Below are 21,487 nucleotides of genomic sequence, written 5' to 3' on the forward strand. Positions count from 1 at the left end.
AACCCCGAAATTTGCCAGTATTGACACTTTTTCGGGGTTATTTTATTGGTAATATATTGATTATTAAAAGATTACACTCATAAAGGGAAGCCTAATTATATTTTTATTAATCAAAAAGCCTTGAACGTCTAGCGTTCAAGGCTTTTTGATTTTATGACAGATAGGTTTCTATCTAATTCATAACCATTTTAGGAAAACGATATGATTGAGAATCATAAACCATCAATTGGTCTATCTCTAATTCAAAGTAGCTATACAATGGTGACCGTTCCAGATATTTGTGAACACTTTCTTTACTTTTAGCATTGACAATTATCCAGCCACGACCTACTTCAGCTGAGATAGCATAAGAATCTATTACTCCTTTTAGAATTAAATCATTAATCACACTTCTATGTTCAGGGATTAATTTCATGAATTCCTGATCTACACTAAAATATACAGTTGTTTGGTATTTGTTCATATCAATAAAAATTGTGGTGCTGCTAAAAATTACTAATATTGAGCGAACAAAAAAAATACCTTGACAGTTCGTTGGAGATGTCAAGGTATTTTGAAATTGTTAAAAAGTATTAGCTCTTTTTACCTTTTGCTTTTGATTTTCCAGCTAAAGAATTAATCCATCCTGCAATTTTCAAAGCGTCTTCTTTAGGTACTTTTAAAGCAGCCATCGGAGGATAACCTGGCCAGTTAGAAGGCTTAGGAGCACCGATTAATTCTACGATTTTCTCGTTAGTATATTTCTTTTTTGCAACATCAGTATATGCAGGACCAACAAGTCTAGCATCAACTTTATGACATGCAGTACAAGCGTACTTCGTTACAAGTGGTTTAATATCCTCTGGAAAATCCTGAGCTTTTGCATTAATTGCTAAACCTGCAAGCAATAGTGCGCTAAATATCGTTTTTTTCATAATAAAGAAAAGAAAGGGTTACTGGTATATTGATTAAATCTTATTTGTTCGGAAAATTATAATTAGCAATAAGACTTGTTTATGGTTTAAGTAATTTCACTTATAACGACAAACATAGTCGCTTGTTTTAATACTTGCTGTTAACGATATGTTAATGGCTGGCTCTGTAGGCATCTACCGAAGCTCGTACACTTCCGTGTTTTTGTAATAAATTTTCGGCTTCGTCACGAGTAATCCCTAATTCTTCCATGACCATATTCTCTGCTCTGACAACCAATTTATGATTACTCAGTTGCATATCAACCATTCTGTTTCCTCTTACTCTTCCCAATTGAATCATCACAGAGGTTGAAATCATGTTTAGAATTAACTTTTGAGCCGTACCTGATTTCATACGAGTACTTCCCGTTACGAATTCTGGCCCTGAAATGGCTTCAATTTTAAATTCAGCAGCTTTTGAAATTTCACTATCTTCATTACAAGAAATAGAACCTGTCAATAATCCATTTTCACGAGCTTTGTTTAAACCACCAATAACATAAGGTGTTCTTCCAGAAGCTGCTATACCAATTACTGTATCTAGTTCATGAATATCATAAGCTTCTAAATCTTTCCAAGCTTGTTCAATATCATCTTCTGCATTTTCAACTGCTTTACGAATAGCACCATCACCTCCAGCAATTAGTCCAATTACTAAATCAAAAGGTACACCAAAAGTAGGTGGGCATTCTGAGGCATCTACGATTCCTAAACGTCCGCTCGTTCCAGCACCGATATAGAAAAGCCTTCCTCCTTTTTTCATTCTAGGAACAATCTCTGCAACTAGTTTCTCTATTTGTGGAATAGCTTTTTCTACAGCATAAGGCACTGTTTTGTCCTCATTATTAATACCTTCTAAAATCTCACGAATAGACATTTCATCAAGGTTGTCATACCGTGAGGTTTCTTCTGTTGTAAGAGCGTCTAAATTAATTTCGGTCATGATGATTATAATTCAATTCTTTCAGAAAGGGCAAAAATCAACACTTATACCTCTCTTTAATCTTTGTATTAAGATATTTTATTACGTAGCAACGCTTCTATCTTTTTGCAAATATAACAATTTGCCTTTTTAATTAAGCACAGTATTGTCTTGACTATAATGGTTTTGCCATAAAAACAAAAGACCTCTGCAATATTTTACTGAATCCTTATGATTCTGCATAATACTTAAAAAATAAAGGTATCGTTTCTATTCCTTTATAAAAGTTAAATAAACCATAATGTTCGTTAGGCGAGTGAATAGCGTCTGAATCTAAACCAAATCCCATTAATACAGTTTTTAAACCTAATTCTTTTTCAAATAAAGCCACAATTGGAATACTTCCACCACCACGAGTAGGTACTGGTTTTTTACCAAAACTTTCTTCCATTGCCTTTTCAGCCGCTCTGTATTCTTTAGAATCAGTTGGGGTAACATAAGGTTCTCCACCATGGTGTGGACGAACAGTTACTGTTACTCCTGCTGGTGCAATTGACTGAAAATGCTTTGTAAACAATTCTGTAATTTTATCTGATTGCTGATTAGGCACCAATCTCATTGAAATTTTTGCAGAAGCTTTTGAAGGCAATACCGTTTTTGCACCTTCTCCGATATAACCTCCCCAAATACCATTTACATCCAAAGTCGGGCGAATAGATGCTCTTTCCAAAGTTGAATAACCAGCTTCTCCTCTTACATCATCAATGGATAAATCTTTTTTATAAGCTTCTAAATCAAATGGCGTTTGTGCCATTGCTTCACGCTGAGCAGGCGTTAATTCAACCACATCATCATAAAAAGTAGGAATGGTAATATGGTTATTTTCATCATGTAAAGAAGCAATCATTTTACTCAACACATTGATTGGATTTGCTACTGCTCCACCATACACACCCGAGTGTAAATCTCTATTTGAACCTGTTACTTCTACTTCTAAATAGCTCAACCCTCTTAAACCAACATCAATTGAAGGAATATCATTAGCAATAATTGCTGTATCAGAAATCAAAATAACATCAGCAGTTAATCTTTGTTTATTGGCTTTTACAAAAGTACCCAAGTTATCAGACCCAACTTCTTCTTCTCCTTCAATCATGAACTTTACATTACATGGTAAAGCATTTGTAGCCATCATTGTTTCAAAAGCTTTGATGTGCATATATACTTGTCCTTTGTCATCGCAAGCTCCACGAGCATAAATTTTTTCGTCTTTTACAACTGGCTCAAATGGTGGAGAATCCCAAAGATTTAATGGATCAGCAGGTTGTACATCGTAATGTCCATACACCAAAACCGTTGGTAAAGATTCATCTATGATTTTTTGTCCAAATACAATTGGATAACCAGCCGTTTCACAGATTTCTACGAAATCTGCACCAGCAGATTGAATTTTTTCAGCAATAAATTCGGCGGCTTCTCTGACATCATCTTTGTATTTGCTATCAGCACTTATCGATGGAATTCTTAATAAATCAAGTAATTCAGCTAAAAAACGCTCTTTATTTGCTTCAATATAGTTTTTCATGTTGTTGTGATTGTGTAATGATGAGCCTTTATTTTGTATTTGATGCTCCAATATTCAGTCAAAAAAATACCTTCCGTCAATTTTCTGACAGAAGGTACAAATATAATATCTTCTAACGATTTAAACGGATTCTTTCTTCGGACGAAGGTAAATTCTATTTTCTTGCCCTTTGAACAATCTCACTACATTTTTACGATGCGTAATCAGGATAAGTAAAAATAAAATAAAACCGAAGACGATTACTAAATCGTTTTCTTTTCCAAATGTTTTTAATAAAAGTAAAATAGGAAACGACAACGAAGCGATGATAGCACCTAATGAAACATAATGAAATGAAATAAATACTAAAAAGAAAATCACCATGCAAACTAAAGCTGCTTCTGGATGCACTGACATCACCATTCCTAATAAAGTTGCTACTCCTTTGCCACCTTTAAAATTAGAAAATACTGGAAAGATATGACCTAAAACCGCTGCAAAACCAAAAAGTAGTTTAAGATTTTGGCACTCAGACCATTCAATAAGATGCCCGTAATAAATCATTAAAGCTAAAGATGTTGCAATCCAGCCTTTGATGGCATCAATTAATAATACGATTGTCCCTGCTCTTTTTCCTAGTACTCTAAAAGTATTGGTAGCACCTGCATTCCCACTTCCATGTTTACGAATATCAAAACCAAAATAAGCTTCACCATACCAAATTGCCGTTGGAATTGAACCAAGTAAATATGCAGCAATTGTGCAAGAAATTATAAGTACTAAAATTGACATTGATTGAAAATTAATTAATGTTAGGCAAACAGTGCTATATTTTTTTTCTCTAAAACAAATATAAATCAAAAATTATTAAAACACGAAAGCCTCCAAAAGTTCTTCAAATTGTACAAATTGGCTCTTTTAAATGTTTTATTTTTGAAAAACTGTTAAGATTATTGTGTTCTTCAAGGTCTTTCATGAATTAGCTATAGCACAGTTTAGTCATTTATAAAAAAGCATAAAGCCTTGGTACATTGAAGTTACCAAGGCTTTATGATAATAAAATATCTATTTATTAATTATTTGTCTCCACCAATTTTTCTATAAACCAAGGTAGCACTATCTTTTTCTTTATAGTAAATACTTCCTTCAATCGCTTTCGTAAATTCATCTGCATAAGTATCTCCAACAGGAATTCTCACTACTTTATCAAGGATTACTTCGTCGCCTTCAATACCTGTGATTTTTTCCGTTGAGATGATATAAGAACGGTGAATTCTCATAAAACGGTCTGGCGGTAAACGTTTTTCTAAATCCGAAAGCGTTAGATTGGTCGTAATACGTTCTTCTTTCGTATAAATAGAAGCATAGCTTTTTTGAGCTTCCATATATACAACATCCTTGTAGAGTACTTTATGAAATTTACCTTTTACATCTACTTTTACAAAAATAAACTCTTCTCTTTTTACAGGAGGCTCTGGAGCAGACTCAACTGATTTAGTTGGGTCATCAACCAAAGTCATACTGAAAGGCATTTTATTGACAGCCTTCAAGAATCTTTGATATGAAAATGGTTTAACCAGATAATCTAATACACCATATTCAAAGCTTTTCAAAGCATATTCCTGATAGCCAGTCGTCATCACGAATTTTACTTTATTTTCAAATAGACTGACCAAATTCAAGCCATTCATTCTTGGCATTTGAATATCTGCAAATACCAAATCAACCTCCCTAGATTGAATAATACCAACAGCTTCCATAGGGTTGGTTGTCGCAGCCACTAAATTAAGGAACGGGGTATCATTAATATAATCTACCACAAGATCTAATGCAGATTGTTCATCATCTACTACAACACAATTAATCATTTCTTCAGAAGGTTAAAATTTACTGTAAATACTACTGTATAGTCCTCTTCGCTTTCTATTATTTCTAAACTATGCGCTTCGGCCGGATATGTTGTTAAAAGTCTTTTTTTAATATTTTTTATTCCTATTCCAGTCTGTCCAGCATCCGCAATGGCATTAGGATATGGATTTTTCTTGTTTGTCGCCGTAAATACAAATACTTCATCCATTAAAGTTGCTCTGATTCTAAAGGCAATGTCTGGCTCATCAAAAAAACCGTGTTTGATACCATTTTCTACAATCGTAATCAAGACCATCGGAACGATTCTGTGGTAAGAGAAATCGCCATCTTCTTCAAAGTCGATATAAACTTTATAATGAAATCTTTGTAAATGTAATTCAATATATTGTTTTACAAAATCTAATTCACCCCCTAAATCTACTTCATCTTCTTGCGACTTTGTACTAGTTGCATAACGTAACATTTCAGCAAAAGCTAGAACAATATCTCCAGCCTCACGAGAAGCCTTTCTTACCCTTTCAAAAATCATATTAAGGGTATTGTACATAAAGTGCGGATTAATTTGGGCTCTTAAAAAAGCCATTTCCGCCAAAGCTTTTTCTTTCGCTAAGATAGCTATTTCCAATTCTTGTTTAGCAATTTTCGCCTCCTTTTCTGCAATGGCAATTTTTTGTTCAGCAATTTCTCTATCTCTGGCTGCTATTTCAATTTGTTGATTAATTGATTTTTGTGCGAAATAATAGCCTAGTGCGTAAATAGTAAAAATCTGACAGCCCCAAAAATGTCGAATTACTTCCAATACATCAAATGCAACGCTTGGATAATCAGGAAAAAGTAGAGTTATTATATAAAGGTTAACAATTGTAATTATTGAACTATTTATTACACATAAAAAGGTTGTTGCAGTATATCTTTTTGTTTTTAAAAATTTCGGAAAAATAAATAATGAGCAATTATAGAAAATAATTATCCAACAAGAACAATTTATTAAGATTATTAACCCAGTAGCCAATTCATACTTTTCTCTGTATGCAATTACATAACTCAACTGATAATAAATCACATATAAAACCCAAACAACTATGTGTATTTTTTTTCTCCCATTCATTTTATAAAATTTTAAAAATTATGAACCCGAATATCCTTTACTTTTCATCAAATACATTAAAACTTATCAACTTATTATTTATTATTCAAATCTATAATATTACTATTTAGACTGAGAATAGTTTGGTTAAGACCGACCACCTCTAACAAGATATTTTTTTGTGCAATTTTGAACCATCAAACAACTCAAAACAGAGTTGATTTCTAATCAAAGACATTTTAAACATTTCACAAAATGAAAAACAGTAAATTAAATATCTCGAAAAAAACAGTTTCAAGTTTATCTTTAAAGGCTCATGCTCCTAAAAGTGGTAAAACAAATTTAGTTACAGCTGATACGATGGTTACATTTATAATATAATTATACAACCCATTATAGTTACTTACTAACAAAAAATCCCACCTCACAGCTATGTATTCTGTAAAGTAGGAGCTTTTTGTAAAACTAGTAAGTTTGTCTTAAAAAGAGAAATGTACAGACGCTTTTAATGCAAAAGGTCTTGGACTTTTCCCTGATGGTGAAAGATGATCTAGGTAAGAAAGGCGATGAAATGCCTGAATCCTAAATATCTTAAAGATGTTATCAATACCGTATCCAACTTCAATATAAGGTTTGTTGGGGTCTAGTCCTGAAAAACTATATCTTGGCTGTAATTCTCCTTTAGTATGTTTTGGATTAATTACTGGTATCGCTTCTTGCATCAGTTCTTTATTTTCTTCTCGCTGACTTCCTAGAAGTACATTAGCAGAAGCAATCAAACGCCATTTTAATTGACGAATGGCAGGAATACGGTTAAAGAGTAATCCATCAAAATTGTGGTTATAATTTAACGAAACGTATTTATCACTTACAAATTCAAAATAGTGCATTGTATTAAATGCGGCACGATTATAAAAAAAGGTTTCGTTCCCTAAATGTGGGAACAAAAGCGGTGCTGGCAAAGCTGTTGGAATATAGCCTGCCTGCAAAGTATAATCTGAGCGACCAATTGTTCCAATACGAAACGATTGAAATACTTTTGCCATAAACTTATCATAACGAAAATCTCCGTTAAGGACTTTCATTCCATGTTGATAAGTTAGCGTAACAGTAGGAGTACGTTTACTTCCAAGCGTTATGCGTTCATTACCATCCATTAAGAATGTTTCATTCTTTGCGAAGCGTGCTTCAAACGTAAAAAATGTATCGTCGTAATGATCGACCGTTGGTGAATGTTTGCCTTGGTCGGGATGTGTGCGGTATTGAAACTCAAAAAGTGGGTCAAAACCTCTTGTTGTGAGTGAACTCGTGAAAGTGATACCTTTTGTAGGTTCTGTTTTATAGAATACTTCACTTTCTCTTCGGTAGAAAGCACCAGAAAATGCACCCCAGCGTGTAAAAGCATAAAATATTTTATTGTCGCCAATTAATTCTGGTGTCAATCCTATGCGTTCTAAATCATAACTGTGTTTTATTCCAGCGACAGTCCAATGTCTGCGTGAAATAATATAGTCAACTTCTCCGCCATATTTAAGTGTTAAATCTCTAGTTCCAAATCCTGCCCAGCCTTTTAGAATCCATTCTTTGCTAAAATCTGAGTTTGTTTTAAAACCCAATCTTGTTCTGATTCCTTCAATTTTATTGACAGATAAAAGTGAAATGTAGGGACCTATTCCAAATTTATTGAATCTTTTATAGCCACTTGCCACAATTTCTGCGATTTCGACATAAGTTTTCACGATTGGAACATTCCTTACAGTATCAATTAGTTTTGAAGCTAAAATATCTTGTGCAGAAAGTGATTCATGTCTTGCTTCTAGCCAAAATTTAGGGTCAGGTTCTTTAGAATCTTCTGCTACTTCAATCGGTAAGTCATAAAAGCTTAGTTCTTTTGGTTGATTTACGACAAAATCCTTATTTGAAATATACATTTTCAACAACATCCCCGCCGAATTTTTAGTTAATTCAGCAATATCAATTAAAAATCGTGTTTTTGATGGCAACCAAGCTCCTTCAGAAGTCTGTTCTAATTCTTGAGATATTTTTATTTTGTCAATAAAGTTGATATTTGCCTCTTTTCCAACAGTAGCATCAATTTGTACTAAAGCATACGAAGTAGTATCAATATAAGCTTTCCCTATAAAAACTAAATCTTTATCATTTTTAGGGTCAAATTCCATTCCGTAACAAATATGACCGTCAACATTTGTTGTATCTGACAAAAACCACTTGTATGTTCCTTTCCAATTATCACCAAATGGAGAAATAATATCTTTGCCTAAAAATGGCACATAATTATCGTAGAAATTGTAATTAGCAAAAATGTTTCCTCCAACAAGTTGCGAGACAAAACCTCCTTCTTTTACACCAACACCTTTGATATTATTTTTCAAGATAATTTCTTTCTTTCTTGAAGGATTTTCACGGAAGTAATATTTTGAAAGCGTTTCGGAAATAAAAGTTGGAATTACAGCTTTGCCGTCTTCACCTGCTAGTTTTTCAAATTTTTCAATCGCTCCCTGTATTTGCTTCATCACCTTTCTTTCTTTAAATTTTTCAGAAAGGTTATCCACATCCAATTCCATTTTTGAATAAGAATTATACTCAAAAGCATTCAGTCGCTTTCTATCATTCTTGTTTTTATTTTCACTAAGTTTTCTAAGAATTTTAAATGCAGGATTTTCACCAGAATATACCACTACTTCATCTAAAGATTTGGCTTCTCCTTGTAATTGGAAGTCTATCGTTTGAGTAAATATTTTTTTATCAAGTACTTTCATTCTCCTTTTATAATTAATAGTACTTACATAAATGGAGTCGGAAAGCACTTTTGTTTTGATAACATAAATGCCTTCAAAATTTGTTTGTGCACCTACATTCATACCTTTCAAGCCAACTGTTGCAAAAGGCAAAGGGTCTCCATTTTTGGCATCAGTTACAACTCCAGTAATAGTGTATTGGGCATTGGCGTTTTGGTAAGCTAAAGCAACGATTATAACAATTAGCAGTTTTAAAGTTTTTGGGTAAATCATTCTATTTGTGAATGTTAAAGAAATTAGCATTTATACTCGAATTTACATGATTTAGAGGCAATATCAAATTTGCTCGCATAATACAGACATTTCATCTATTCAAAACCCCTATTTAAAGCATAAATCTTTAAAAAAAACAATTATCTTATCCGTTACAACCCATAAAGTAAAATAGCCACAAGGCTAAGTTTTTTTCACTTAACCTTGTGGCTATTTTACTGTCTTTTTATATTTATTTTAAAAAGCTAATTAATTTTTCAACAGCTTTTGCACGATGCGAAATTTCACCTTTTTCCTCTATACTCATTTCTGCAAAAGTTACTTCATAACCTTCGGGCATAAAAATTGGGTCATACCCAAAGCCTTCGCTTCCTTTTAATTCTTCAATAATTTTACCTTTAATAATCCCTTCAAACTGATTTACTTTCCCATCTAAAATCAGTGTAATAACCGTCCTGAACTGAGCTGAACGGTCTTCTACTCCTGATAAGTTTTTTAAAAGTAAAGCGATATTATCAGCATGGCTTCTTTGCTCTCCAGCATATCGAGCAGAAAATACTCCTGGTTCACCGTTCAATGCAGTTACTTCCAAACCCGAATCATCTGCAAAACAATCTACCTGATAATGATCAAAAAGATATTGAGCTTTTTGTAAAGAATTGGCTTCTAAGGTATTTCCTGTTTCAGGCAATTCTTCTTGACAACCAATTTGATTGAGCGTCAATAACTCAAAATGTTGTCCTAAAATCGCTTGAACTTCTTCTACTTTATGAGCATTGTTCGTTGCAAAACATAGTTTTTTCATGATAAAATAAATAAAAAACCTCCTCATTTCTACGTGAGGAGGCTCTTAATGAAAATATAAATTTATTTAACCGCAGTTACTTCTATTTCAAAATTTAATGGTGAATATGGAGGAATTACGTAAACGTTTAAATTATTAAGGCTTCCATTTTTACTATAACCTAATGAAGAGGGAAAAACAAAATTCCCTTTATCACCTACTTTTAGTTTTGAAACACTTTCTTCAAAACCTGGCACCACTGAACCTTGTCCTATTACAAAACTAAGACTTCCTGTATCAAATTGTTCGTTGTAAATATAGAAACCATTAAGGTCTCTTTTTCGAGTTTTAAAAAGTAAATTTCCTGTATAAGCTACCGTAACAGTTTGTCCAGCTTTAACCAATTCTCCAGTAGAGTTTGATTTCGTAATTACATATTGTAAACCTGTACTGGTTGAATTAACATTTAATCCTGCAAATTTACTTTGAACGAATTCACCAATCTGTTCCGTTTCATTACGAGTTGAAATCAATTGAATACTTAAGATTGTAGGTTCAGTATATTGGCTTGTTTCTGGAAAAATAATTATTCCTTTTTCACCTTCTTTTAATAATGCAGCAGCAATGCTATAAATAGAATTATAAGTAAAATAAGTAAAACCTAACGGTACTGTTGTGGTACTATCAAGTAATGTTCCGTCTAATTTTCTATATGTATAAAAAAACTTTACTAATTCCGTTTCTTTTGCACTCCTGCCTGAAGCATTTGGAGTAGTTACTGTATAATAAGCTCCAGAATTGGCTTCCTTGGTAAGTGTCAGATTATTAGCTTTACCGTATTGAATTACTTTGTTTTCATTCTCTATGTATCGCTTACTTGTATCTTCAAGGCCACTCGAACATGAACTTAGCAACCCAACAACACCAAATAACATTACCCAAAATATACTTTTATTCATTGTTTTGTATTTATTTTTATTTATCCTTCATTGCTACAATTTCTAATTCAAAAATAAGTGGTGTGTATGGTGGAATTCTTCCGCCATCTCTTGAATCTCCGGTTGCACCATAACCAAGTGCAGACCTAAAGATGATTGTTGCTTTTTCGCCTAGTTTCATTTTATTTGCACCTATCATAAAACCTGTCACAAACGATGCTGCTGTAGAACCTACTGTTAAACTTAAAGAATCTGTTGTATTTAGATTAGTATCGAAGATTTCGCCATTCAAAAATTTACCAGTGTATTTAATTTTTGCTACTTTCCCTGCTATTAAATCCGCAGAACCATCTCTTGTTTTGATATATCGTACTCCTTCTGTGGTTTTTTCTGTAACTGTAATGTTCTTTTCTTTTATATAGCGGTCAATGGCTGCTTCTTCTCCAGAAGTTTGGAAATAAGATATATCACAACGTACAGGTTGATTAGCGGCTAAATTAGGAAAAGCTACACCACCACCCACTAATCTTGAAGGTAAAATAAAAGTACCTTTTTCACCTTCGTGCATTAATGAAATGAATTTCAAAAAGATATTAGTATTTACTCCGTTGTGGTAAAACGTAAAAGGCTTGTTCGTTAGTACAGATGAACTATCGATTTTAACACCGTCTAGCCTAGTAATGACATAATGCAAGTGGATAGTATCGCCTAAAATCATTTGGCGACCATTCGCATTCGACTGAGTAATTGTATAATAAACCCCATTTCCAGCTTTTTGCATCGTTAGGCTTTTACTACTGATATATTGCTGGATTTGTGTTTCGTTTTGTTGGTCGATTACATTTTCTTCCAAAACAACCGAAGAAAGACATGAACTGAGCAAACTCACTACCGCCCCAAACACTAAAAAGTTTAATAATTTGAACTTCATCGTTACTGACTGTTATTTGATTATCAGTTATTCGTTAAAATCATAACGAAACTAAACTCTTATTTGAAACGCAAAATAACGAAATCCATTGTTGGAAATTCGTTAAAAACTGTTAAAATGGCATAAAGCCAAAAAGGTAAGTAAAAAAGTACAACAAAATCTTAGAAATAAATAAATTAAAAACCTTTAGGCTAAAAGATTTACATATTTCATTTTACTGTCTTCTTTACTTACCTTCTGTGAAATCTATTGTCCGCCTTTTTTGAAATCTACCACTTCAACATCAAAAACTAAAGCAGAGTTGGCAGGAATTGGTCCTTGAGCAGCCTCGCCATAGCCAATTGTTGGTGGAATCAAGAAAGTACCTTTCCCTCCTTTTTTCATCATCAATAATGCTTCATTGAAACCTGGAATCATACTTCCGATTGGCATATCTAATGGGCTTGGGCTTTTATCAAACTCTTTTCCATCTAAAAACTTACCAACATACATACATTTACAAACGTCACCAGTTTTAGGTGTTTCGCCTGTTCCTTCTTTCGTGATTACATATTGTAAACCAGAAGCAGTAGTTTTGAATGTTAAGCCAGATTTTTTAACATAATCAGCCATCATTTGTGGCAATTTAGTTTTACGATCTTCAGCATCAGCTTTTGCTTTTGCTTGTTCAGCAGCCATATCTTTTTCAAATTCAGCTTTCGACTGTACTTTCAAAATCTTAACTGTGTATTTTAAATCTGTTCCTTTTTTGATAAATGGAGGTAATTGCTGACCACCTTTTGCTAAAGAATCTACTGGAACATAAATTGTTGCACTATCTCCTAATGAAAGTAAACGTAAGCCATCTTCAAAAGAACCTTTGAAGCCTGATAAGCCAGCTGGTTGTAACATAGCACGTGCTGGTTGTGAAGCTGGCGACTCTTGAAGTACTGAGTCTGTAGAATTTTGAATTTTAGCAGTAAACGAAATAATATCTCCGTCTTTTAATTTTCTTGCTTTGTCGTCGTGGCTATGAATTTGGATTTTCACACCTTCTTTTACTTCTACACGATTCTTGTTACATGCAACCATCATACTGGCAGCAAACAATACAACACTGATTCTTTTGAACATTTTTGTTTGATTTTATTGATTTTATTTTAGTTTTTTTGCTCGATGAGCGATTATTTAAGCCCTGTTTAAAATAAACGAGTTAGTGTATAAATTAAAGTAATGTATATCAATATTTTAGACTCAAAACTCATCACTCACAATTCTTACTTAAATGGGTACTGCTAATAATTCTGCCTGATACTCTGGTAAAATACCAATAAATTTTTCTACGGTTGCTTCTAAACCAATACCCGATGTTTTACCGCCAGAGGCATTTTTGTGTCCGCCTCCGCTGAAATATTTTGAAGCAATTTGATTCACAGCAAATTCTTCTACCGAACGGAATGACATTTTTACTGCCTCCGGACGGTCAACAATGATTACTGACATTACTACTCCTTCAATTTGTAAACCATAATTTACAATTCCTTCAGTATCGCCAGTTTGCGAATTAAAACGTTTTAGTTCTTCTTCTGTAACGGTAAAATAAGCGACTCTGTATTCTGGTAAAATGACTAATTTTTCTGAAAGAACATATCCTAAAAAATTCAATCTTTCAGCGGTTGTACTATCATAAATTCGGCGATGAATCAGGTTTGTATTCACGCCAATTTCCATAATATCAGCTACAATTCTGTGTACTGCTGGCGTTGTACTTGGATGACGGAAAGAACCTGTATCCGTCATAATTCCAGCATATAAACATTCACAAATAGCGACGTCTAGTAAAGATTCATCTCCTAAAAGTACTATTAATTGAAATATCAATTGTGCTGTAGCAGCCGCTTTGGTATCATGATAAGAAAACTGTGCAAAATCTTCAGGAAAAGTATGATGATCAATCATTACTTTTATGGCATCCGATTGTTTGACAGGGTCAGCCATTGCTTCAATACGAGACAATGCTGAAAAATCTAGACAAAATATTATATCCGCCTCAGCTATTAATTTATTAGATTTGCCTCTTAATTTATAATCTTCATAATTAATAACTTCCTCATTATTAGGCATCCAGAATAGGAATTTAGGATAATCAGAAGGAGTAATAACTGTGATATGATGTCCTTTTTTTCTTAAATATCCTGCTAAACCTAATGCAGACCCAAGTGCATCGGCATCGGGTTTAAAATGGGTTGTAATTACAATTTTTTTGGGCGTATTAATCAACTCACGAAAGGCTTCAAGATTTTGCATTATATACGATTGATTATCAGGATATTATGTTTTATTCTAAATTTGAATGGCAAAGTTAGCGAGAATTCTCCACAAAAAAAGCTGCTAGGTTTCTAAAACCTTACAGCTTTGTCGTAATTTTACATAAATTATCTATTTTAATAGGGGTTTAATTGCTTTTCAATAAGCTTTAAAACTATTTGGCACATAGAAATATCACATTCCACACATTTCATAAATTCAAAATATGGCAACTAATAGAACTTTTACAATGATTAAGCCTGATGCAGTAGCAGAAGGTAACTCTGGCGCAATTATTAAAATGATTGAAGAAGCGGGTTTCCGTATTGTAGCCATTAAAAAAACGCTACTTACCAAGGAAAGAGCTGGAGAATTTTATGCAGTTCACGCTGAAAGACCTTTTTATGGTGAATTATGCGACTATATGTCGTCGGGACCAATCATTCCAATGATTTTGGAGAAAGAGAATGCAGTGCTGGATTTCCGTACATTAATCGGAGCAACCAATCCAGCTCAGGCAGCTGAAGGTACAATTCGTAAAGTTTTCGCTAAATCGGTACAGGCTAACGCAATTCACGGTTCTGACTCTGATGAAAATGCAGCTATTGAAGGGTTTTTCTTTTTTGCTGGTGTAGAGCAGTTTTAATAATGCTGTTATACATCAATATGAGTAGTAATATGTTTTATTCCATGCTACTACTCATATTTATCGTTATCCCCTAAATCCTCCCCAATAATTCTACTTGCTGCTTGCTTTAGTTTTCCAAAGAATCCTAAACTGCTTTTCTTTCCATTGGTTTCAGCAGACTTAGTATTTTCTCTACCATTTTTATTGATGGTTGTATTAACAGGTACTACTGGTATAATTACTGGAGCATCCTTTCTAAGTATTTTATAACCTTCTTCACGCTCGTCAATATCTCTGATGCCTCTCCAAACCAATCCAACAGCTGTTGAATAAGTAGGGTTTTTAATTTCTTCTGTAAATGTTTTTCCTAAATTTTCGTTTGGATAACCAATTCTAACATCTCTCTGTGCTACTCTTTCAAAAAGTTGATCAATGTAAGGCATTTGAGCAGTTCCCCCAGTAATCACAATTCCGCAGTTAATTCTATTCAAATAACCAGACCGTGTAATTTCAGCCACAACCAATGCTACAATTTCTTTTAATCTCTCTTCAATGATGATTGCAACATTTTTTACAGAAACAATTTTAGGTTTACGTCCATTAGCACTTGGAATGGAAACAACTTCTTCGACAGCTACTTCGTCAGCAATAGCTGAGCCAAATCTTACTTTCAATTGTTCTGCTTGTTCAATAGAAACCCCACAGCCTTGTTCAATATCTGTTGTGATTGAATCTCCAGCAAATGGTAATACAGCTACGTGTCTTACAATATTCTTATAATAGATTACAATTTCAGTAATTCCACTTCCAATATCTACTAAGGCTACGCCTGTTTTCTTTTCTTGTTCGGTTAATACGGCTAAAGAAGCGGCTAAAGGCGAGTGCACTAATCCGCCTTCAATCTCCATTTTATCTTTAGAGCGTTCAATACATCTTTTAGTTTTGTCTAATTCTGCTTGTGGAGAAACAATCATCAAAAAATCTCCTTTTAGTTTCAAACCACTAATTCCTACTGGTTCTTGGATACCATTCGCAGAATCTACAGAATATTCCTGGGGTAAATTGTGCACAATAGCATTACCCTGCGAAACGAAAGTCCGCTGGGCATCATTAGCTACTTGATCTACGTCCGTAACTGTTACTTCTTCTCCACGAGTTTGTCTGGTAATATCAGCCTTATGTTTTAAACTACGAATATTCGGGCCAGCGATACTAGCAACAACACCTCTGATATGAATATTGGCTTGGTTTTCAACTTGCTCGATAGCAGACTGAACGGCTTCTATCGTTTTATTGACATTCAAAACGACACCCTTAGAGACTCTTCCTGTGGTATCGGCTTTACCCAAACCAAGAATCTCCAACTTGCCAAAACTGTCAAGTCTGCCAGCAACTACACTTACTTGCTTGCTGCCTATGTCAAGTCCAACGATTATTTCATTCATGGAAGGTAGAATTTAGGAAACTTGGGATTAAGAATCTGAAAAATACAACATTATTAAAATAAACCGCCAATATAAGTACTCTTATTGGATAATCGTTTACCGTTTAATAAAGTCTATATTGAAACATCATCTTTACTCACAAATAATCTGGTTTCTGTATTTTACACTTACTTTGTGATAGGTATCCCAGCCTTTAGCAGGTAGAATATCTTTATAAAAAAATTTAATTTTCTTGAATTTAGATTCAATATCAATCCCCATGCCAAATTCAATTACATGGTTGCCTATCTCAGGCACCATAGTAATACCCCCATCTTTCTCAACGATTAGTTGGGTTATTTGTGCTTTCCAAAAAGGATCGACATTGATAGCATTGATTAAGTCCAAAACAGGTTTACTTTTCACTTCTTTTAAATCCTGTATTTTATCAAAATACCTTCCCGAGAGTAATAAAACTCTGGGAGTAAAGTGCTGAGAAATACCGATAAAATCGCCTTTCTCTGTGACGTAACTATCTGAACTTTTATTATATAATACTCGGGCGAGTGGTGTGTGTTCTACAATATCAATTGTCATTTCTCCGCTTAAATCACGATGAACTTGACAAGATTTTACTAATTTATTTAAACAAACTCTTTTTTCAATCTTTTTAAAGTCAATCTTGTCAAAAGGTTTTCCTTCTGGACTATCAACAACATTTGGACTAACAATGGCTAAAATCTCATCAGGAGTAACTAATTGGCTTTCGTTAGCACCTTCAATGTTTACATTGATATTCTTACATTTCTGATGATGATGAACATTTTCAGCATAAATTACAATCGACAGTAGAACCACAGTTAGTACCGTCGGCCAAATCCATTTCTTAATTTTTCGTAAGGGGTTCAATGTAATTGAATTAAAGATATTGTTTTCAAGCAATTTGAAAAAGCTTATTCAGCTACCTATAAAATTACTCATTATATTAATGAACTTTCTAAAAGTTTGAAAAAACCATACGAAATTAAATAAAATAACTTAAAACCTTAGCATTATTTATTAAAAGGCAATTAAGTACACAAAAAAACAAAAAAGTTTCAATTCTCAACATATTTAAGGCTGAAAAAATAAAAAACTTAATATTGACTCATTTTTCTAATAAATCGGAGGAAACTTTAGTGGATAGCATTCCGACATCAGTTCATAAGCGGTATCTACAACATTCTCTACATTTGGTTTTGAAAAATAATCTCCATCAGAACTATAAGCAGGGCGGTGAGGCACTGCTGCCATACAAACTGGTTTGGCATCTAAATACCGATAAGCATTTTGTTCATCCAATACTTGTTGCATCATATATGCCGAACCTCCTCCTGGCATATCTTCATCTGCAAAAATCACTCTATTCGTTTTTTTAATTGATTCTACGATAAGATGTGAAATATCAAAAGGCATTAGTGTTTGTACATCTATCACTTCTACCGAAATATCCATATTTTCTAATTGACGAGCGGCTTCCATCACAATTCTGCACATTGAACCATAGGTAACAATGGTAATATCTCGTCCTTCTCTGATTACTTCTGGCACTCCTAATGCTACTCTTGTTTCATGTAAATTCGTTGGTAATTTTTCTTTTAAACGATAACCATTCAAGCATTCGATGACAATAGCTGGGTCGTCGGAATTTAATAAAGTATTGTACATTCCAGCGGCTTGCGTCATATTTCTTGGTACGCAGAGATGAATTCCTTTTAAACCACCTAATAAAACAGACATTGGTGAACCTGAATGCCAAATTCCTTCTAAACGATGTCCTCTGGTTCTGACAATCAATGGTGCTTTTTGTCCGCCTACCGTTCTGTATTGTAAACAAGCCAAATCATCCGACAAAGTAGCGAATGGGTAAAATATATAATCTAAATATTGAATTTCAATAATTGGTCTTAATCCTCTCATTGCTGCTCCAATTCCTTGACCAACAATCGTCATTTCTCGGATTCCAGTATCAGTTACTCTTAATTCCCCAAATTTTTCTTGTAAACCTGCTAATGTTTGATTGACATCCCCAATTTTCCCCACATCTTCTCCTAAAATGAAAATTCTAGGATTTGTACTGAATAAATGGTCGAAATTTTTATTTAATATTTCTCTACCATCTACTAATGGTGAATTCGCATCGTATTCTGGCTGAATAGCCTGTACTTTCAAAGGCGAATGTTTTGAAATACTAAACTGACTTGAATTAAACCTTTGGTCATTACTTGCATCGGTTTGCTCTAACCACTTTTTTAATCCTTTTTTGGCTGGAGAATCCTCAAATCGTAAAGCTCTGAGTACTTTTCTCGCTGCTACTACATTTTCATGGTGAATCGGATTTACAGCTTTGCGTAATTCTTCTGCTATTTTTTTTACTTCTGCACCATTCTCGGTTTCAGCGGCTGCCTGATATAATAATGAAAGTAAATCTTCTCTTTCTGGCTTGATTGAACTCATATAAGCATTCCAAGCTGCTTTTTGACAAGCCTTTGCTTCTTTGATAGCTTCTTCGTCAATACTTTTTAGTTCTTCTTCAGTAGCCAAATCTTCTGCTAAAATCCAATTTCTGAATTTTATATTACAATCATAGTCTAATTCAAATTGTAATCTTTTCGAAGATTTATATCTTTCGTGTGAACCCGAGGCTGAATGTCCTTGCTGTTGTGTTACTTCTTCTACGTGAATTAAAGATGGAATATGATACTCACGAGCTAAAGTTGCTGCTTTTTGGTAAGTTTCCATCAAAGCCACATAATCCCATGCCTTTACTGTAAAAATTTCTATGCCAGCACCATCTTCATTTCTTTGATAACCTGCCAAAGCTTTTGAAATAGAAGATTTTGTAGTTTGGTATTCTGAAGGAACTGAAATGCCATAACCATCATCCCAAACAGACATTACCAAAGGAATTTGTAAAACACCCGAAGCATTTACACACTCCAGAAACATCCCTTCTGAAGTAGAAGCATCGCCAATGGTAGAGAAACATACTTCTCTGCCATTACGAGTAAATTTTTCTGAAATTTCTTGAAGATTAGGTAACTGTCTGTATAATTTAGAAGAATAAGCTAAGCCCACAGCTCTTGGCATTTGCCCAGCCGTTGAAGATACTCCAGCCGCAGAATTAAATAATTTTGTTTGATCAACCCATTCTCCTTCTTCGTCCAACCATCTAGTAGCATGATGATTATTCATTGCTCTTCCACCAGTGTGTGGGTCGAAATTAATATCTGGATGTCCGTAAAGTTGGGAGAAGTACTGTGTCCAAGTCATATCACCGACTGCTGCAACAATAGTTTGATCTCGATAATATCCTGAAATAAAATCTCCTGCTTTCATAGCTCTTGCCAAAGCAAGTTGGCAGAGTTCTTTTCCGTCTCCGTAAATTCCAAACTTAGCACGACCTGCAAAAACTTCTTTCCTTACAAGAAGGCTACACTCACGACTCATGCGAGCAACCCGGTAATCAGTCAAGACTGATTCTTTGGTGAATACAATAGTTTCTGACAGAAGTGTGTTTTCCAAGATAATGAGAGGGGTATAAATGAACAATAAAATATAAGTTTCAGTACCAAAAATAACAAAAATTAATTAGGGTAGCAAATATAGATTTTGGAAGCAAAGAAATTCTGCTCTTGTTAATGATTTGTTAAAACCTATGAAACATTTTGCGAAGCATCTACAAGACTTTACTTTTGTTTTGTGAATTAAGGGTATTTTTTATTAAATTAAACGAAATTTTAATTTTAAGACATCGTTTAAAACTTTGTTCAGGTTATAATATTTTTACAATTATCTTAAACATCATTAAAACAAAACAATTAAATCTAGTATGAAAAAGTTATTTTTCGTTTTCGCATTGGTATTTGTTGCTTCTTTTGCAAATGCTCAAGGAGTAATTAAATTCAAATCAGAATCTCATGATTTTGGTAAAATAGAAGAAGGTGTTGTGGCAACTCACGTTTTTGAATTTACAAATACTGGTACTGCACCAGTTGTTATTTCAAATGCTTCGCCTTCATGTGGTTGTACTACTCCTGACTGGACGAAAGAACCTGTAATGCCAGGAAAAACTGGTAAAGTAACGGCAGCATTTAGTTCGGCTGGTCGCCCAGGTGGTTTTTCAAAAACAGTTACTGTAATCAGTAATGCTGAAACGCCACAAATTGTATTATCATTCAAAGGAGAAGTTGTTCCAAAAGGTACTGTTATTGAAGCTCCTGCTCCAGCGAAAGCTCCAGCAAAGAAAAAATCAACGAAGTAATATTTCTTGAAGTAATTTAAAGAAAGGCGTAGGCAGTAATGTTTACGCCTTTTTTTGTTTTTTATCAATATCAACAATCCAAAACTTTATTACTTCCGTAAATCTGTTTGAAACGATATTTAAACAATCAAATAAAATGAAAAAGGTAATATTAGGATTGGGATTAGCATTTTGTGCTATGGCATTTACAAGTAATGCACAAACAGTAACTGTAGGAAATGAAGCAATGTTTCCTGCAAAAAACATTGTTGAAAACGCCGTTAACTCTAAGGCTCACACTACTTTAGTAGCCGCTGTAAAAGCAGCTGATTTAGTAAGTACTTTACAAACAAAAGGTCCTTTCACAGTCTTTGCTCCTGTAAACGATGCTTTTGAAAATCTTCCAGCGGGTACTGTTGAAACTTTATTAAAACCTGAGAACAAGGCAACCTTAGCCAAAGTTTTAACGTATCATGTTGTAGCAGGTAAATTAGATTTCGATGCTATTTCAAAAGCCATCAAAGCGGGTAACGGAACTGCTACATTAAACACTGTAAGTGGTGGCAAATTATATGCAATGATGAATGGTTCACACAACATCATGCTGAAAGATGAAAATGGTGGAACGTCAAACATCAGTACTTATGATGTTTATCAATCAAACGGCGTAATTCATGTATTGGATGCCGTGGTATTACCTAAAATGTAATTCACAGAAATAGGGGTATGAAGTTAGTTATCAATACTTCCTTCACGCCTAATAGACAGGTGTGGTTTAATAATGGGT

Annotated in this window: 19 protein-coding genes; 3 read left to right on the plus strand and 16 right to left on the minus strand. The window is 33.9% G+C overall.

The genetic code is table 11. The features are described from left to right. Positions 1 to 172 precede the first annotated feature (172 nt). The 13 genes from HNP25_RS18410 to HNP25_RS18470 all read right to left on the minus strand — a co-directional run bounded on the left by HNP25_RS18410 (position 173) and on the right by HNP25_RS18470 (position 14,366). A complete protein-coding gene (locus HNP25_RS18410) occupies positions 173 to 463 on the minus strand; it encodes a hypothetical protein (protein WP_184136628.1) in 291 nt (96 codons plus the stop codon). 109 nt (positions 464 to 572) lie between these two features. Next, positions 573 to 887 (minus strand): c-type cytochrome, encoded by a 315-nt coding sequence (locus tag HNP25_RS18415; protein WP_310587183.1) that lies wholly within the window; start codon positions 885 to 887, stop codon positions 573 to 575. Positions 888 to 1,065: 178 nt separating this feature from the next. After that, positions 1,066 to 1,896, minus strand: coding sequence for an N-acetylmuramic acid 6-phosphate etherase (gene murQ, locus HNP25_RS18420; protein WP_184136632.1), 831 nt, complete (start codon positions 1,894 to 1,896; stop codon positions 1,066 to 1,068). A 208-nt stretch (positions 1,897 to 2,104) separates the two neighbouring features. Beyond that, positions 2,105 to 3,499 (minus strand): dipeptidase, encoded by a 1,395-nt coding sequence (locus HNP25_RS18425; protein WP_310587184.1) that lies wholly within the window; start codon positions 3,497 to 3,499, stop codon positions 2,105 to 2,107. 81 nt (positions 3,500 to 3,580) lie between these two features. After that, entirely contained in the window at positions 3,581 to 4,231 is a 651-nt protein-coding gene (gene plsY, locus HNP25_RS18430; protein WP_184136636.1) for a glycerol-3-phosphate 1-O-acyltransferase PlsY, read from the minus strand. A 284-nt stretch (positions 4,232 to 4,515) separates the two neighbouring features. Beyond that, positions 4,516 to 5,307: a LytR/AlgR family response regulator transcription factor gene (locus HNP25_RS18435; RefSeq protein ID WP_184136638.1), complete on the minus strand. Its 792-nt coding sequence runs from the start codon at positions 5,305 to 5,307 to the stop codon at positions 4,516 to 4,518. Beyond that, positions 5,304 to 6,107, minus strand: a complete 804-nt coding sequence (locus HNP25_RS18440; RefSeq protein ID WP_184136640.1) for a sensor histidine kinase — start codon at positions 6,105 to 6,107, stop codon at positions 5,304 to 5,306. Before HNP25_RS18440 ends, HNP25_RS18435 begins: the two co-directional genes overlap by 4 nt. Before the next feature lie 767 nt (positions 6,108 to 6,874). Then, positions 6,875 to 9,427, minus strand: coding sequence for a DUF5686 and carboxypeptidase-like regulatory domain-containing protein (locus HNP25_RS18445; RefSeq protein ID WP_184136642.1), 2,553 nt, complete (start codon positions 9,425 to 9,427; stop codon positions 6,875 to 6,877). Between the two features lie 232 nt (positions 9,428 to 9,659). Next, entirely contained in the window at positions 9,660 to 10,232 is a 573-nt protein-coding gene (locus tag HNP25_RS18450; RefSeq protein WP_184136644.1) for a non-canonical purine NTP diphosphatase, read from the minus strand. 62 nt (positions 10,233 to 10,294) lie between these two features. Beyond that, positions 10,295 to 11,170, minus strand: coding sequence for an FKBP-type peptidyl-prolyl cis-trans isomerase (locus HNP25_RS18455; RefSeq protein ID WP_184136646.1), 876 nt, complete (start codon positions 11,168 to 11,170; stop codon positions 10,295 to 10,297). A gap of 16 nt (positions 11,171 to 11,186) precedes the next feature. Further along, the gene (locus HNP25_RS18460; RefSeq protein ID WP_184136648.1) at positions 11,187 to 12,080 is read right to left on the minus strand and encodes an FKBP-type peptidyl-prolyl cis-trans isomerase; all 894 of its coding nucleotides are present in this window, start codon (positions 12,078 to 12,080) and stop codon (positions 11,187 to 11,189) included. A gap of 246 nt (positions 12,081 to 12,326) precedes the next feature. After that, complete coding sequence (locus tag HNP25_RS18465) at positions 12,327 to 13,193, minus strand: FKBP-type peptidyl-prolyl cis-trans isomerase (RefSeq protein ID WP_184136650.1); 867 nt, start codon at positions 13,191 to 13,193, stop codon at positions 12,327 to 12,329. Positions 13,194 to 13,340: 147 nt separating this feature from the next. After that, positions 13,341 to 14,366 carry a DHH family phosphoesterase gene (locus HNP25_RS18470; protein WP_184136652.1) on the minus strand — a complete coding sequence of 342 codons (1,026 nt, stop codon included), beginning with the start codon at positions 14,364 to 14,366 and terminating at the stop codon, positions 13,341 to 13,343. 226 nt (positions 14,367 to 14,592) lie between these two features. Between HNP25_RS18470 and HNP25_RS18475 the strand changes: the two genes are divergently transcribed. After that, entirely contained in the window at positions 14,593 to 15,012 is a 420-nt protein-coding gene (locus HNP25_RS18475; protein WP_184136654.1) for a nucleoside-diphosphate kinase, read from the plus strand. 50 nt (positions 15,013 to 15,062) lie between these two features. Here HNP25_RS18475 and ftsA read toward each other — a convergent pair whose 3' ends face one another. From ftsA to HNP25_RS18490, 3 genes are all read right to left on the minus strand, one after another. Further along, positions 15,063 to 16,439, minus strand: a complete 1,377-nt coding sequence (gene ftsA, locus HNP25_RS18480; protein WP_184136656.1) for a cell division protein FtsA — start codon at positions 16,437 to 16,439, stop codon at positions 15,063 to 15,065. A gap of 132 nt (positions 16,440 to 16,571) precedes the next feature. Then, positions 16,572 to 17,360, minus strand: a complete 789-nt coding sequence (locus HNP25_RS18485) for a cell division protein FtsQ/DivIB (RefSeq protein WP_184136658.1) — start codon at positions 17,358 to 17,360, stop codon at positions 16,572 to 16,574. Positions 17,361 to 17,573: 213 nt separating this feature from the next. Continuing rightward, the gene (locus HNP25_RS18490; RefSeq protein WP_409012532.1) at positions 17,574 to 19,985 is read right to left on the minus strand and encodes an alpha-ketoacid dehydrogenase subunit alpha/beta; all 2,412 of its coding nucleotides are present in this window, start codon (positions 19,983 to 19,985) and stop codon (positions 17,574 to 17,576) included. Positions 19,986 to 20,289: 304 nt separating this feature from the next. Between HNP25_RS18490 and HNP25_RS18495 the strand changes: the two genes are divergently transcribed. Both HNP25_RS18495 and HNP25_RS18500 read left to right on the plus strand, forming a co-directional pair. Beyond that, positions 20,290 to 20,721, plus strand: a complete 432-nt coding sequence (locus tag HNP25_RS18495; protein WP_184136661.1) for a DUF1573 domain-containing protein — start codon at positions 20,290 to 20,292, stop codon at positions 20,719 to 20,721. 136 nt (positions 20,722 to 20,857) lie between these two features. Then, complete coding sequence (locus HNP25_RS18500) at positions 20,858 to 21,409, plus strand: fasciclin domain-containing protein (protein WP_184136663.1); 552 nt, start codon at positions 20,858 to 20,860, stop codon at positions 21,407 to 21,409. Positions 21,410 to 21,487 lie beyond the last annotated feature (78 nt).

The organism is Arcicella rosea (assembly GCF_014204325.1).
Lineage (GTDB): Bacteria > Bacteroidota > Bacteroidia > Cytophagales > Spirosomataceae > Arcicella > Arcicella rosea_A.

Excerpts from the sequence above, each read along its gene's own strand:
- HNP25_RS18410 (WP_184136628.1), bottom strand. The coding sequence starts at position 463 with ATGAACAAATACCAAACAACTGTATATTTTAGTGTAGATCAGGAATTC.
- murQ (WP_184136632.1), bottom strand. The coding sequence starts at position 1,896 with ATGACCGAAATTAATTTAGACGCTCTTACAACAGAAGAAACCTCACGG.
- plsY (WP_184136636.1), bottom strand. The coding sequence starts at position 4,231 with ATGTCAATTTTAGTACTTATAATTTCTTGCACAATTGCTGCATATTTA.
- HNP25_RS18435 (WP_184136638.1), bottom strand. The coding sequence starts at position 5,307 with ATGATTAATTGTGTTGTAGTAGATGATGAACAATCTGCATTAGATCTT.
- HNP25_RS18445 (WP_184136642.1), bottom strand. The coding sequence starts at position 9,427 with ATGATTTACCCAAAAACTTTAAAACTGCTAATTGTTATAATCGTTGCT.
- HNP25_RS18450 (WP_184136644.1), bottom strand. The coding sequence starts at position 10,232 with ATGAAAAAACTATGTTTTGCAACGAACAATGCTCATAAAGTAGAAGAA.
- HNP25_RS18455 (WP_184136646.1), bottom strand. The coding sequence starts at position 11,170 with ATGAATAAAAGTATATTTTGGGTAATGTTATTTGGTGTTGTTGGGTTG.
- HNP25_RS18460 (WP_184136648.1), bottom strand. The coding sequence starts at position 12,080 with ATGAAGTTCAAATTATTAAACTTTTTAGTGTTTGGGGCGGTAGTGAGT.
- HNP25_RS18465 (WP_184136650.1), bottom strand. The coding sequence starts at position 13,193 with ATGTTCAAAAGAATCAGTGTTGTATTGTTTGCTGCCAGTATGATGGTT.
- HNP25_RS18470 (WP_184136652.1), bottom strand. The coding sequence starts at position 14,366 with ATGCAAAATCTTGAAGCCTTTCGTGAGTTGATTAATACGCCCAAAAAA.
- HNP25_RS18475 (WP_184136654.1), top strand. The coding sequence starts at position 14,593 with ATGGCAACTAATAGAACTTTTACAATGATTAAGCCTGATGCAGTAGCA.
- ftsA (WP_184136656.1), bottom strand. The coding sequence starts at position 16,439 with ATGAATGAAATAATCGTTGGACTTGACATAGGCAGCAAGCAAGTAAGT.
- HNP25_RS18495 (WP_184136661.1), top strand. The coding sequence starts at position 20,290 with ATGAAAAAGTTATTTTTCGTTTTCGCATTGGTATTTGTTGCTTCTTTT.
- HNP25_RS18500 (WP_184136663.1), top strand. The coding sequence starts at position 20,858 with ATGAAAAAGGTAATATTAGGATTGGGATTAGCATTTTGTGCTATGGCA.